At 70.7% G+C, this 13,679-nt stretch carries 9 protein-coding genes and 1 riboswitch; of the genes, 4 read left to right on the top strand and 5 right to left on the bottom strand.

Annotated features, from left to right (window positions below; translation table 11 throughout):
• The first annotated feature begins 17 nt into the window (after window positions 1-17).
• The 3 genes from A5700_RS13825 to gcvP all read left to right on the top strand — a co-directional run bounded on the left by A5700_RS13825 (window position 18) and on the right by gcvP (window position 4,572).
• Complete coding sequence (locus tag A5700_RS13825; protein ID WP_068075095.1) at window positions 18-512, top strand: bifunctional nuclease family protein; 495 nt, start codon at window positions 18-20, stop codon at window positions 510-512.
• Window positions 513-787: 275 nt separating this feature from the next.
• Window positions 788-1,417 (top strand): MerR family transcriptional regulator, encoded by a 630-nt coding sequence (locus A5700_RS13820; RefSeq protein ID WP_068075098.1) that lies wholly within the window; start codon window positions 788-790, stop codon window positions 1,415-1,417.
• A 64-nt stretch (window positions 1,418-1,481) separates the two neighbouring features.
• A riboswitch (glycine riboswitch) is annotated at window positions 1,482-1,579 on the top strand.
• 167 nt (window positions 1,580-1,746) lie between these two features.
• Window positions 1,747-4,572: an aminomethyl-transferring glycine dehydrogenase gene (gcvP, locus tag A5700_RS13815; protein ID WP_068204800.1), complete on the top strand. Its 2,826-nt coding sequence runs from the start codon at window positions 1,747-1,749 to the stop codon at window positions 4,570-4,572.
• Window positions 4,573-4,583: 11 nt separating this feature from the next.
• Here the strand turns inward: gcvP and A5700_RS13810 are convergent, their stop codons facing one another.
• From A5700_RS13810 to A5700_RS13795, 4 genes are all read right to left on the bottom strand, one after another.
• The gene (locus A5700_RS13810; RefSeq protein ID WP_068075104.1) at window positions 4,584-6,638 is read right to left on the bottom strand and encodes a substrate-binding domain-containing protein; all 2,055 of its coding nucleotides are present in this window, start codon (window positions 6,636-6,638) and stop codon (window positions 4,584-4,586) included.
• 112 nt (window positions 6,639-6,750) lie between these two features.
• Window positions 6,751-8,955: a malate synthase G gene (locus A5700_RS13805; protein ID WP_068075107.1), complete on the bottom strand. Its 2,205-nt coding sequence runs from the start codon at window positions 8,953-8,955 to the stop codon at window positions 6,751-6,753.
• A gap of 272 nt (window positions 8,956-9,227) precedes the next feature.
• Window positions 9,228-10,268: a hemolysin family protein gene (locus tag A5700_RS13800; RefSeq protein ID WP_068075109.1), complete on the bottom strand. Its 1,041-nt coding sequence runs from the start codon at window positions 10,266-10,268 to the stop codon at window positions 9,228-9,230.
• Window positions 10,265-11,635 carry a hemolysin family protein gene (locus A5700_RS13795; protein WP_068075112.1) on the bottom strand — a complete coding sequence of 457 codons (1,371 nt, stop codon included), beginning with the start codon at window positions 11,633-11,635 and terminating at the stop codon, window positions 10,265-10,267. The genes A5700_RS13800 and A5700_RS13795 overlap by 4 nt, the downstream gene beginning before the upstream one ends.
• Before the next feature lie 281 nt (window positions 11,636-11,916).
• On the opposite strand from A5700_RS13795, the gene A5700_RS13790 reads away from it, so the two are divergent.
• The gene (locus A5700_RS13790) at window positions 11,917-12,540 is read left to right on the top strand and encodes a GNAT family N-acetyltransferase (RefSeq protein WP_068075115.1); all 624 of its coding nucleotides are present in this window, start codon (window positions 11,917-11,919) and stop codon (window positions 12,538-12,540) included.
• Here A5700_RS13790 and mbtN read toward each other — a convergent pair.
• On the bottom strand, window positions 12,507-13,679 hold the full coding sequence (mbtN, locus tag A5700_RS13785) for a mycobactin biosynthesis acyl-ACP dehydrogenase MbtN (protein WP_068075118.1): 1,173 nt from the start codon (window positions 13,677-13,679) through the stop codon (window positions 12,507-12,509). The genes A5700_RS13790 and mbtN overlap by 34 nt on opposite strands.

The raw sequence follows: 13,679 nt of genomic DNA, 5'->3' as shown, positions 1-13,679 counted from the left end.
GCGGAGGGCAGACACAAATGGGTGAAGTTCGTGTTGTCGGCATTCGCGTGGAGCAGCCGCAGAACCAGCCCGTGCTGTTGTTGCGGGAGACCACCGGTGACCGTTACCTGCCGATCTGGATCGGCCAGTCCGAGGCCGCGGCCATCGCGCTGGAGCAGCAGGGCGTCGAGCCGCCCCGCCCGCTCACCCACGATCTGATCAGGGATGTCATTGCTGCGCTTGGACATTCGCTCAAAGAGGTGCGGATCGTCGATCTGCAGGAGGGCACCTTCTACGCCGACCTGATCTTCGACCGCAACATCACCGTCTCGGCGCGCCCCTCGGACTCGGTGGCCATCGCGCTGCGCGTCGGTGTTCCGATCTACGTCGAGGAGGCCGTGCTCGCCCAGGCCGGCCTGCTGATCCCCGACGAGAGCGACGAGGAGGGCGGCACCGCGGTCCGCGAGGACGAGGTGGAGAAGTTCAAGGAGTTCCTCGACAGCGTGTCGCCGGACGACTTCAAGGCGACCTGACCCTGGCGATGCGGCCGTTGTGCCGAACCTCAGGCAGGTAACCGTTAGGCTGAAGGCAGACATCACGGATGCATCTCATCTGGCGCCCCGATGTCGACACGCTGACGGATAGCGCGCCCACTTGGCGCTGGGGCGGCCATACTTCAGTCACGACATCAGGCGCGGCGGCTATCGATAAGCGTAAGCTCTCTAGCACTCGGGCCTGAGCGAACGTGGCTGCGGTGCAGCCGGAGATGCAGCCAACGACCGAAGCACGATCGCGGAGAGGAACCACCGTGAGCGAGCAGCCACGCCAAGAGCAGCTGGAGCTAACCGAGCAGGGCAACAGCGCGGGCAGTGACCGCAGCGTCGCCGCGGTCAGCGAGCCCGTCCAGCCCGGATTGTTCCCCGACGACTCGGTCCCCGACGAGCTGGTCGGCTACCGCGGCCCCAGCGCCTGCCAGATCGCTGGCATCACCTACCGCCAGCTCGACTACTGGGCGCGCACCTCGCTGGTGGTGCCCTCGATCCGCGGCGCGGCCGGCTCGGGCAGCCAGCGGCTCTACTCGTTCAAGGACATCCTGGTCCTCAAGATCGTCAAGCGGCTCCTCGACACCGGCATCTCGCTGCACAACATCCGCGTGGCCGTCGACCACCTGCGCCAGCGCGGCGTCCAGGATCTGGCCAACATCACCCTGTTTTCCGACGGCACCACCGTGTACGAGTGCACCTCCGCCGAGGAGGTCGTCGACCTGCTGCAGGGCGGCCAGGGCGTGTTCGGGATCGCGGTGTCCGGCGCCATGCGCGAGCTGACCGGCGTCATCGCGGACTTCCCCGGCGAGCGCGCCGACGGCGGCGAATCCATCGCCGCGCCGGAGGACGAGCTGGCGTCGCGCCGCAAGGACCGCGCCCGCAAAATCGGCTGACCCGACGCGCCCGCACAGCGGACCGGGTCACGCCCCGAGGGGCCGAGTAAGCTGGACTGCGCATCGCTTTCGAGCGGGAGAGTTTCGTGGCCACCAGTCACGGACGCCGAAGGAGCAACACCTCTCCGTCAACCTCTCAGGCACCCGGACCGCGCGAATAACCGATGCCTCTGGAAAGCGGCGTGGGCCTTGCAACGGCCCCGCCCGCCGATGGGGAAAGGCGTTCTCGTTCCACGCGCCGAATCTCTCAGGCGCCCGGTGGTCGGGTGAAGACAGAGGGAGAGGGCCGATCGTCCTCTGCCTCAGCGCGCCGACCCCAGGAGTGTCCAGTGCCCGATCAAGCCACGTTCGCCGCCCGCCACATCGGCCCTGACGCCCAGGCCGTCGCGGCCATGCTTGGGGTCATCGGTGTCGACTCGTTAGACGCGCTGGCCGCCAAGGCGGTTCCCGCGGGCATCCTGGACCGGCTCACCGAGAGCGGCGCCGCGCCGGGTCTGGACGCCCTGCCGGCCCCCGTCAGCGAGGCCGAGGCCCTGGCCGAGTTGCGGGGCCTGGCCGACGCCAACACCGTGGCCGTGTCGATGATCGGGCAGGGGTACTACGACACGCTCACCCCGCCGGTATTGCTGCGCAACGTCTTGGAAAACCCCGCCTGGTACACCGCCTACACCCCGTACCAGCCGGAGATCAGCCAGGGCCGGCTGGAGGCGCTGCTGAACTTCCAGACCATGGTTGCCGACCTCACCGGCCTCGAAGTGGCGAACTCGTCGATGCTCGACGAGGGCACCGCCGCCGCCGAGGCCATGACGTTGATGCACCGGGCCGCGCGCGGCAAGGCCAACCGGCTGGCCGTCGACTCCGACCTCTTCCCCCAGACGGCCGCGATCCTGGCCACCCGGGCCGAGCCGCTGGGCATCGAAATCGTCACGGCCGACCTGCGCGACGGGCTGCCGGACGGGGACTTCTTCGGGGTCGTCGCGCAGCTGCCCGGCGCCAGCGGTCGCGTCACCGACTGGGCCGACCTGGTGGCGCAGGCCCATGACCGGGGCGCCCTGGTCGCACTCGGGGCCGACCTGCTGAGCCTGACCCTGCTCACCCCGCCGCGGGAGATCGGTGCCGACGCCGCGTTCGGCACCACCCAAAGATTCGGCGTGCCAATGGGATTCGGCGGCCCCCACGCCGGATACCTGGCGGTGCACGCCAACCACGCCCGCCAGCTGCCCGGCCGGCTGGTCGGGGTGTCGCTGGACGCCGACGGATCACCGGCCTATCGGTTGGCGCTGCAGACCCGCGAGCAGCACATCCGCCGCGACAAGGCCACCAGCAACATCTGTACCGCCCAGGTGCTGCTGGCCGTCATGGCCGCCATGTACGCCAGCTACCACGGCGCCGAGGGGCTCACCGCGATCGCGCGGCGCGTGCACCGGCACGCCGCGGCGATCGCCGCCGCGCTGGGCGAGGCCGTCGTGCACGACCGGTTCTTCGACACGGTGCTCGCGCGGGTGCCCGGGCGCGCCGACGAGATCGTCGCCGCGGCCAAGTCCCACGGCATCAACCTGTGGCGGGTCGACGGCGACCACGTGTCCGTGGCGTGCGACGAGGTGACCACCGACGCGCACGTCGCCGCGGTGCTCGAGGCCTTCGGCGCGCAACCCGCCGAGGCCGCCGGCGCGGACATCGGGACGCGCAGCTCGGACTTCCTGACGCACCCCGCCTTCACCCAGTACCGCACCGAGACCGCGATGATGCGCTACCTGCGCACCCTGGCCGACAGGGATATCGCATTGGACCGCAGCATGATTCCGCTCGGCTCGTGCACGATGAAGCTGAACGCCGCCGCGGAGATGGAGCCCATCACCTGGCCGGAATTCGCCCGCCAGCATCCGTTCGCGCCGCCGGCCGACAGCGCGGGGCTGCGGCGCCTGATCGCCGACGTGGAGAACTGGCTGGTCGCCATCACCGGCTACGACGCCGTCTCGCTGCAACCCAACGCCGGCTCGCAGGGCGAGTACGCCGGCCTGCTGGCGATCCACGACTACCACGTCAGCCGCGGGGAGCCGCACCGCAACATCTGCCTCATCCCGTCCAGTGCGCACGGCACCAACGCGGCGTCCGCGGCGCTGGCCGGCATGCGGGTGGTCGTGGTGGCCTGCCACGACAACGGCGACGTCGACCTGGACGACTTGCGCGCCAAGGTCGATCAGCACCGCGAGCAGCTGTCGGCCCTGATGGTGACCTACCCGTCGACGCACGGCGTCTACGAGCACGACATCGCCGACATCTGCGCCGCCGTGCACGACGCCGGCGGGCAGGTGTACGTCGACGGCGCGAACCTCAACGCGCTGGTCGGCCTGGCCCGGCCCGGCAAGTTCGGCGGCGACGTCAGCCACCTGAACCTGCACAAGACGTTCTGCATCCCGCACGGCGGCGGCGGTCCGGGGGTGGGGCCGGTCGCGGTGCGCGCACACCTGGCGCCGTTCCTGCCGGGGCACCCCTACGCCCCCGAACTTCCCCAGGGTCACCCGGTGTCCGCGGCGCCCTACGGGTCGGCCTCGATCCTGCCGATCAGCTGGGCCTACATCCGCATGATGGGGGCCGACGGCCTGCGCGCGGCGTCGCTGACGGCGATCGCCTCGGCCAACTACATCGCGCGACGTCTCGACGAATACTTCCCGGTCCTCTACACCGGCGAGAACGGCATGGTCGCGCATGAATGCATCCTGGACCTGCGCGGCATCACCAAGGCGACCGGGGTGACGGTCGACGATGTGGCAAAGCGATTGGCCGACTTCGGGTTTCACGCGCCGACCATGAGCTTCCCGGTGGCCGGCACGCTGATGGTCGAGCCCACCGAGAGTGAGACGCTCAACGAGGTGGACGCCTTCTGCGAGGCCATGATCGCCATTCGCCGCGAGATCGACCGGGTCGGCTCGGGGGAGTGGCCGGTGGACGACAACCCGCTGCGCGGCGCGCCGCACACCGCCGAGAGCCTGCTGGTCACCGATTGGGACCACCCGTACACCCGCGAGGAGGCCGCCTACCCGCTGGGTAAGAGCTTCCGGCCCAAGGTGTGGCCGCCGGTGCGCCGCATCGACGGCGCCTACGGGGACCGCAACCTGGTGTGCTCCTGCCCGCCCGTGGAGGCCTACGCCTAAGCGGCCCAGCGTCAGCTCAGGAAGGCGTTGACCGCCGTCGCGAGCTCGGGGCCGGCCGACGTGGCCAGGTTCTGGTAGCTGCCGCCGCTGAGCTGGGCGACCGCCTCCCACGTCGCCCGGTCCGGATCGGCGCCGAAGTCGATGACGTTGACCGCGATGGGCTTGGCCGGGTCCGCGCTCTTGCGCACGAAGTCCTGCAAGCCCGGGCCGTCGAGGGACTGGTCGGTGTGCGGCCCGGCCGTGATGAGCAGGATCGAATTGGTCTGCCCGGCATGGTAATTGGCCTGGATGTCCTGGTAGATCATGCGCAGCGTGGTGAACGACACCGCACCGCCGCCCGACGAGTACTGCTTTTCCAGCGCCGCGATCAGCGCCGCCGAGCGGGGCTGGCCGTTGACCGGGTCGGCGAGCGGTCCGCTGGTCACCTCGGAGCGGCCCTCGTGGCCGTCGAACGTCCACAGGCCCAGGACGGAAGTGGGCGGCAGGGCCTTGATCTTGTCCTCCAGGGCGGCGATCACGTTGGCCAGCCGCGTCTTTCCGCCCTCCTGGCCGGGCATTGACTGGTCGAGCATGATGGTGGCGGCCAGCCCGCTGGACGGCGTGGCCATGGCCTCGGCGAGCGTGGCGCGCATCGGGTCGTCACCGATCGACAGCGTCGACGGCAGCGCCGGGAAGGTCGTCACCGGGCTGCTCGGCGGCTTGTCGCCGTTGACCCGGAACCCGGCCTTGGCCAGCTTGGCCAGCTGGTCCGGCTTGTGCAGGAAACGCGCGAACTCGCTGGCGGCCGCGGTCTGTTCCTGGGTGAGCCACTTGCCGGTCAGCAGCACGGTGGGGTAGTCGGCCACGGCCGCCGGGCCGGGCGGCAGCCAGAACCCCAACGCCGCCTTGGCATCCGGCAGCGACTGGGCGCGCTGGAACAGCTGTTGCTCGGTGGTGACCACGGCGTGCACGGGTGCCGTCGCGACGTCGCCCGGCTTGAGCAGCGTGTTCAGGGCTTCGTTGAGCGAGGCGTCGGCGAGTTTGGGCTGGGCGCCGAGCACGCCGCGCACCGCGCCGAGGCCCTGCGTCGCGGGCGCGCCGGGGGGCGCCGACGCCGCCGCGATGGCCTCGCCGGCCAGGAAGGTCGCGTCGCCGTTGCCGGTCAGCGGCAGGGCCAACCGCAGCGAGCCCCACGCCGGCAGGTTCAGGGCCGCCAGTGAGTTCGGGTTGGTCTGCAGGCCCGGCAGCGCGCCCCAGTTCTGGTTGGCCAACGCCGGCTGCAGCTCGGGGCGCAGGGCCACCACCACGGGCGAGGTGACCAGCGAGTGACTTTCCGTGATGGTCTTCTGGGCCGTGGCGCCGGCGAGGCGCGCCGCGGAGATCGAGCTGCCCGGAATCCACAGCGCCGGCTGGCCGCCCAGGTCCGCGGGCCACTTGCCGATGAACCCGTTGAGCACGGCGTCGGAGCCGGCGGCCTTGACGCCGACCACCATGCAGTGGTCGCCGACCGGGCCGGCCGAGGAGTTGAAGCTCTCCGCGAAGTGCTGCAGCGCATCGGCGATCGACGGGTCGGCGACCACCGGGACCGTCTCGTTGCCGCCGGCGCAGCGGGCGGCAACCTTGTGCGAACGCTGCGACAGCGCGTCACCGAAGAAGCTCCACAGGATGATCGCCCCGACCACGACCACGACGGTGATCAGCGCGACGATGACGCCGATGCTGACCCCGCGCCGGCCGCCCTCGCTGCGGTGGCCGCCGCGCCACTCGCCGAGCCCGCGGTGCCCGCGGCGGAACAGAGAGGCCGGCGACGTCGACGGCTCCGCGTTCGCGGGGCCAGGCTGGCGGGGCGGGAACTCCGGGTAGTCGTCGGCGGCGCCGTCGAGGAAGTCGGCGTCGTCGTAACGGTCGTCGCGGGGCGAGAAGTCGTCGTAATCCGCCTCCGCCAGGTGGTCAGCCGCGGAGTCGCCGGGGTAAAAGCCTTCGTCGCCGTCGAACTCGGCGTCGTCGTCGAGAGCGCTCTGGGCGTCGCCGTGGTCGAACGGCTCGTCGGCGGAGTCCTCAGGGTCGGGCGCACTGTGCCTACCCATAGCGGTGTCCGTCGCCTTTCCGTCGATTCATCGGCCGAAATACTGCCAGTTCGGCGCCGATCTTAACCAACGGCGGCGCCACCACCCGTTCGCACCCGGTTACGGCGCGAGCTCAATTGGATTGCGCCGAGCGCGCCTTGGCCTCGCGCCGGCGACGGTGCAGGATCGGCTCGGTGTAGCCGTTCGGCTGCTGCGTCCCGGTCAGGATCAGGTCCTGAGCGGCCAGGAAAGCGATGCTGTCGTCGAAGTTGGGCGCCATCCGGCGGTACCGGCTGTCGCCGGCGTTCTGCTCGTCGACCAGCGGGGCCATCCGTTCCAGGCTGGCGCGCACGTCCTCCTCGGTGATCACGCCGTGGCGCAGCCAGTTCGCCAGCAATTGGCTCGAGATCCGCAAAGTGGCACGGTCTTCCATGAGCGCCACGTCGTGGATGTCGGGGACCTTGGAGCAGCCGACGCCCTCGTCGATCCAGCGGACCACGTAGCCCAGGATCGACTGGCAGTTGTTGTCGACCTCCTCGCGGATCTCCTCGGGCGCCCAGGCCAGTTCCTTGGCCAGCGGGATGGTGAGCAGCTCGTCGATCGTGGTCCGCTTCTTGCCCGCCAGCTCCTCCTGCACGGCGGCCACGTCCACGTAGTGGTAATGCATGGCGTGCAGGGTGGCCGCCGTCGGCGAGGGGACCCACGCCGTGGTGGCGCCGGCCTTGGGCTGGCCGATCTTCTGCTCGACCATGTCGGCCATCAGCTCGGTCATGGCCCACATGCCCTTGCCGATCTGGGCCCTGCCCTTGAACCCGGCGGCCAGGCCGATGTCGACGTTGGCGTCCTCGTAGGCCTTGATCCACGCGGTGCTCTTCATCGCGCCCTTGCGGATCATCGGGCCGGCTTCCATCGAGGTGTGGATTTCGTCGCCCGTGCGGTCGAGGAATCCGGTGTTGATGAACACGACGCGGTCGGCCGCGGCCTTGATGCAGGCCTTCAGGTTGACGGTGGTGCGGCGCTCCTCGTCCATGATGCCGACCTTCAGCGTGCCCTGCGGCAGGCCCAGCACGTCCTCGACGCGGCTGAACAGCTCGCAGGTGTAGGCAACCTCGTCGGGGCCGTGCATCTTGGGCTTGACGATGTAAATGGACCCGGTGCGGCTGTTGGCCAGCGGGCCGTTCGCCTCGCCGGTCTTGAGGCCGTGAATGGCGGTCAGGCCGGTGAACAGGGCGTCGAGGATGCCCTCGAACACCTCTTTTTCCTCGTCGCCTTCGGTCCACACGATCGCGTCGTTGGTCATCAGGTGACCGACGTTGCGGACGAACAGCAGGCTGCGGCCGGGCAGGGTCAACTCGCCCTCGCCGTCCGGGGTGCGGTAGGTGCGGTCCTGGTTGAGCACGCGGGTGAAGGTCTTGCCGTCCTTGGCGACCTCTTCGGACAGGTCACCCTTGTTGAGCCCCAGCCAGTTGCGGTAACCGAGCACCTTGTCGTCGGCGTCGACGGCGGCCACCGAGTCCTCGAAGTCCATGATCGTGGTGATGGCCGACTCGAGGACGACGTCCTTGATCCCGGCGGCGTCGGTCTTGCCGACCGGGGACTGCGGGTCGATCAGGATCTCGATGTGCAGGCCGTGGTTGGCCAGCAGCACCGACCACGACGGGGAGCCGAGCTCGCCCGTGTAGCCCGCGAACTTCTCGCGGCTGGCCAGGCCGACGGAGCCGTCGGCGGTCGCGACCTTGAGCTGGCCGTCCTCGACGCTCACGCCGGTCGCGTCGGACCACGACCCGGATTCCAGCGGGACGGCCTCGTCGAGGAACTTGCGCGCGTAGGCGATCACCTTGTCGCCGCGGACCTTGTTGTAGCTGGTGCCCTTCTCGGCGCCGTCGTCCTCGGGGATGACGTCCGTGCCGTACAGCGCGTCGTACAGCGAGCCCCACCGGGCGTTGGCGGCGTTGAGCGCGAAGCGGGCGTTGAGCACGGGCACCACCAGCTGGGGGCCGGCGGTGCTGGTGATCTCGTCGTCCACCCCGGAGGTGGTGATCGTGAAATCGGCGGGTTCGGGCAGCAGGTAACCGATTTCGGTGAGGAACTCGCGGTAGGCGTCGATGTCGAGGGGCTCGATGACGCGCTGGCGGTGCCACCTGTCGATCTGCGCCTGCAGCTCGTCGCGGCGGCGCAGCAGGTCCTGGTTTTTCGGCGTGAGGTCGGTGACGACCTTGTCGACGCCCGCCCAGAAGCTGTCCGGGTCGATGTCGGTGCCGGGCAACGCTTCGTTGTTCACGAAGTCGTAGAGCACTCGGGCAACCCGCAAGTTCCCTGCCGACACGCGATCAGTCATTTTTCTCCTCCGTCAAGTGCCGCACTGAGCCGGCAGCTGTCCAGCTCGGCGATGTGTTCAGCCTACCGAGCGCGGGCCGGTGGGCGTCAGCCGCCCGACCCGCAGGTAGCGGCCCTGCACGGCTGCACCGGCGGGCCCGGTGTCGGCGGGCGGCGACGCGGATCACGCGCGCCTGCAACCTCCGACGTGCCGGCGCGTTCTCGACCGGCAGCCGCGGAAGATTCTACGGGCTGCCCCACGCCCGGCCCGGCGCGCGGCCCCGCCCGGCAGGGTCACGCCTCGCGCATCGTCCCGACGAGGTCCTCCACCAGGTCTTCCATCGCCACCATGGCCACCACGACGCCGCCCTCGCTGGTCACCAGCGCCAGGTGGCTGTTGCTGCGCCGCATCCGCGACAACGCGTCGGCGAGCGGCAAGGCGCGGGGCAACCGCGGCAGGGGCCGCACCATCGCCAGGTCGATCACCGTGTCCGGGTCGTCACCGAGGGTCAGCACGTCTTTGATGTGCAGGTAGCCGATGAAGTCCCCGTTGACGCTGGCCACCGGGAAGCGGGAGTAACCGGTCTGGACCAGCGCCCGCTCCAGCGCGCCGACCGTCGGCCCGGAGCCCGACCCCACGACCGGCACCGCGTGCACGTCGGCCAGCGGCACGGCGACGTCGGCGACGACGCGGTTGCGGATCTGCAGCGCCCGGGTCAGGCGGGTGCGCTCCTCGCGATCGAGCAGCCCCTCGGACGCCGACTCCGCGATCAGCTCGCTCAGCTCGACGGGCGAGACGGCGATCTCGAGCTCCTCCCTGGGTTCGACACCCAGCGCGCGCACCACCACGTTGGCGCACCGGTTGTAGAACCCGATGAACGGCCGGGCGGCCCGGACGTAGGCCAGGTAGGCCGGGACCAGCAGCATGGCGGTGCGTTCCGGACCGGCCAGCGCGATGTTCTTCGGCACCATCTCGCCCAGCAGCACGTGCAGGGTGACCACGATCGCCAGCGCGATCGCGAAGGACACCGTGTGCAGCAACGCCGAGTGCAGGCCGCTGACGTCCAGGGCCGAGTCCAGCAGATTGGCGACGGCCGACTCGCCGATCCGCCCGAGCAGCAGCGACGCCGCCGTCACGCCGAGCTGGGCCCCGGCCAGCATGGCCGGCAGCTGCTCGCCGGCGCGAATCACCGTCACCGCGGCCGCCTTGCCCTGCTCGGCCAGCGCTTCGAGGCGGTCGCGCCGCGCCGAGATCAGGGAGAACTCCGCGCCGACGAAGAACGCGTTGACCGCGATCAGCGCGACCGCCAGCAGCACCCCCACCGGGTCGCTCATCGGACGCCCCCGACGGCCGGGGTGTCGCCGTGCCCGGTCAGCTCCGTCAACTCGAGCAGGTCGATCCGGCGGCCGTCCATCCGGATGACGCTGGCCTGCCAGCGCAGCGACGTGTCCGGCAGGCCGTCCTCGGTCAGCGCGGGCAGCTTGACCGTCTCACCCGCCGCGGGAATGTGGCCGATCTCGCGCAGCACCAGCCCGCCGATGGTCTCGTAGGGCCCCTCCGGCGCCCGGAATCCGGTCGCGGTCGCCACCTCGTCGATGCGCAGCAGGCCGGACACCCGCCAGCCCGAGCCGGCGGCGACGACGTCGGGGGTGGCGTCGTCGTGCTCGTCGCGGACGTCGCCGACGATCTCCTCGATCAGGTCCTCGACGGTCACCATGCCGGCGGTGCCGCCGTACTCGTCGACGACCAGCGCGGTCTGCAGCGGGTTGGCGCGGATCTCGGCCATCACGGCGTCGCCGTCCAGCGTGGAGGGCACCACCGGAACGGGCTGCGCGACGGTGGTCAGCAGGGTGCGCGCCCGGTCCGCCCGGGGGATGGAGAACACCTGCTTGACGTGCACGATGCCGACGGTCTCGTCGAGGTCGCCGTCGACGATGGGGAAGCGGGAGTACCCGGACTCGGCGGCCACCGCGACGAGGTCGGCGACCGTGTCGTCGGTCTGTAGCGCCACGATCTTGGAGCGCGGGGTCATCAGTTCCTCGGCGCTCAGCGTCCCGAATTGCAGGGAGCGGCGCACCAGCGACGCGGTGGCGGCGTCCAGCGAGCCGCTGCGCGCCGACGACCGCACCAGCGACAGCAGCTCCTGCGGCGACCGGGCCGACCGCAACTCCTCGGCCGGTTCGATGCCCAGCCGGCGCACGATCCAGTTCGCCGCCCCGTTGGTCAGCCGGATCGCGGGGGTGAACAACAGCGAGAACAGCAGCTGCGCGCCCACGACGCTGCGGGCCGCGGCGAGCGGCCGCGCCACCGCCAGGTATTTCGGCACCAGCTCGCCGAACACCATCGAGACCGACGTCACGATGGCCAGCACCAGCGCGGCCATGATCGCGTCGCCCACCCGGTCGGGCACGCCGAGCGCGTCCAGCCAGGGGTGCGGCAGGTCCTCGACCATCGGGTCGGTGAGGTAGCCGGCGGCCAGCGTGGTCGCGGAGATCCCCAGCTGGGCGCCCGACAGCTGGAAGGACAGCTTGTGGTGCGCCCGGCGAATCCAGCGGTCGCGACGCCCACCGCCGCGGGCGTTGGCCTCGACGGCGCTGCGATCGAGGGTCGTCAGCGAGAACTCGGCGGCGACGAACACGGCGTTGCCGAAGATCAGCACCGCGATGGCCAACACGCTGAGCGCGGTGACGGTGACGTTCATGGCCTAGACCGCATCGGCGTCCGCGGGCAGGGGCGGGGAGGGGGGCTCGGAGTCGGCCGGCTCGTCTGACGGCCTGTGCGCCCGGAAGCCGGAGGCCTGCGGGGGTGCCTGAGGCACGTCGATCCTTTCGCTGCCGAAGCGGGTTGTCGTTGCTGCCTTATGGTAACCGGGGCCCGGCGGCGGGGGCGCGGACGGCGACCGGCGCAGCGGCCCGGCCCGGTCGTGGCCGGGCGGCCCTAGTATGGTTTGGCTAACCTTACTCGGGTAGGCTGTGGCGCACTATGGCCGAGGCTCCACCGAAGAACCCGCCCACACCCGTTCTGCCCCGCGAGCGCTTCGACATTCCCGACGAGGTGCTCCGCATCGGCCGGCCGCCGACCCCGTCGCTGGCGCCGCCCTTCGAACTGCGCGTCGCGCAGCGCGCCGACGCGGCGCAGGTGGCCGAGTGGATGAACCGCCCGCACCTGGCGTCGGCGTGGGAGTACGACTGGCCGGTTCCGCGCTGGGAGCGGCACCTGGGCGCCCAGCTGGATGGCGCGTACTCGCTGCCCCTGATCGGCGCCTGGCGCGGCGTCGACCGGGCCTACCTCGAATTGTATTGGGGCGCAAAGGATGTGATCTCCCGGTACTACGACGCCGACCCGTACGACCTGGGCTTGCACGCGGCCATCGCCGACCTGACCCTGGTGAACCGCGGCTTGGGGCCGATGCTGTTGCCCCGCATCGTGGCCAGCGCCTTCGCGGTCGAACCGCGTTGCCGGCGGATCATGTTCGACCCCGACCACCGCAACAGCAGCGCGCGGCGGCTGTGTGAGTACGTCGGGTGCACGTTCCTGGGGGAGTACGACACGGGGAACCGGCGAATGGCGCTCTACGCCTGGGAATCTCCGAGCACCGACGCGTAGCCGTCGTGGTCGGCCGTCATCCCGGCTGCCACCAGTTCCCAGAGCACCTCGTCGGTGCCGCCGCCGACGCGGGCGAGTTTCATGTCGCGCCACCACCGGCCCAGCGGCGTCTCATCGACAAGATAGCCGGCGCCGCCGAAGATGTGCATGCATTCGGAGATCACCTCTTCGCCGAGGCGGGCGGCTGTCACCTTGACGCCCGCGGCCGCGCGCAGGTCCAGCCTGCCCTGGGCCGCGATGCCGTGCAGCCCGTGGCGCAGCAGGTCGACGCGCGCCTGCAGGTCGGCCATCCGCAACCGCAGCGCCTGGTGCTCGAACAGCGTGGCCCCGAACTGTCGCCGAGTCATCATGCGCGCCAACGTGATTCCGATGGCGCGTTGGCACGACGCCGCGATCTGCCCGGCGATGGACATCCGTTCGTGGGCCAAGCCCCAGCTGATGGCCGCCAGGCCGGTGCCGGCCCGCGCGACCAGCGCTTCGGCGGGCACCCAGGTGTCGATGTGCACGGCGGCGGTGTCCAGCGGCCCGGCGCCGACCTTGGCGTACGGCGCCTGCACGCGCACCTGCGCGGCCGGAACGGCGATGACGGCCACGTTGCCGTGCCGGCTGGACGGGTCATGGTCGACGCTGCGCGCCACCACCATGATGTGGTCGGCGATCGGCGCCAGCGACACGAATTTCTTGATCCCGCGGACGTCGAAACCACCGTCGCGAGAACGCATTTCGGTGTGCACGATCTGCAGATCGGAGCCCCCCGACTCCTCGGAGGCGCCGATGCACAACACGGCCTGGCCGCGGATCGCCCGCTCGCCGACGTCCTTCAAGTACGGGGACTTGCCGAAGCGGCGCAGGATGGCGATCGCCGAATCGTGCAGGCTGACCCCCACGCCGATGCCCGCCGACGACAGCCGGCCCAGGGCGAAGGCGAGTTCGATCAGTTTGCCGACGTCGGGCAGCGCGCCGTCGGCCCACTTCTCGCTGAACACCCCGGCCGCGCCCAGATGCTCGATCACCTCGCGCGGGAATCGTTGCCGCGCCTCGGCGTCAGCGGTCCAGGAGACGACGCGCTGATCGAAGGCGTCGGCGAGCAGGGCGCGGTAGTCGGCGAGCCCGACGCCGGCCGCATCGGTGAGCGTCAT

Source organism: Mycobacterium sp. E1214 (genome assembly GCF_001666755.1).
In the GTDB taxonomy this organism is placed as follows: domain Bacteria; phylum Actinomycetota; class Actinomycetes; order Mycobacteriales; family Mycobacteriaceae; genus Mycobacterium.
This window is presented reverse-complemented; position numbering and strand designations above follow the sequence as displayed.

Bases quoted from the DNA above. Each gene is read 5' to 3' on its own strand.
- A5700_RS13810 (WP_068075104.1), bottom strand. From the start codon at position 6,638: ATGGGTAGGCACAGTGCGCCCGACCCTGAGGACTCCGCCGACGAGCCG.
- A5700_RS13825 (WP_068075095.1), top strand. From the start codon at position 18: ATGGGTGAAGTTCGTGTTGTCGGCATTCGCGTGGAGCAGCCGCAGAAC.
- mbtN (WP_068075118.1), bottom strand. From the start codon at position 13,679: ATGACGCTCACCGATGCGGCCGGCGTCGGGCTCGCCGACTACCGCGCC.
- A5700_RS13790 (WP_068075115.1), top strand. From the start codon at position 11,917: ATGGCCGAGGCTCCACCGAAGAACCCGCCCACACCCGTTCTGCCCCGC.
- A5700_RS13805 (WP_068075107.1), bottom strand. From the start codon at position 8,955: ATGACTGATCGCGTGTCGGCAGGGAACTTGCGGGTTGCCCGAGTGCTC.
- A5700_RS13795 (WP_068075112.1), bottom strand. From the start codon at position 11,635: ATGAACGTCACCGTCACCGCGCTCAGCGTGTTGGCCATCGCGGTGCTG.
- A5700_RS13800 (WP_068075109.1), bottom strand. From the start codon at position 10,268: ATGAGCGACCCGGTGGGGGTGCTGCTGGCGGTCGCGCTGATCGCGGTC.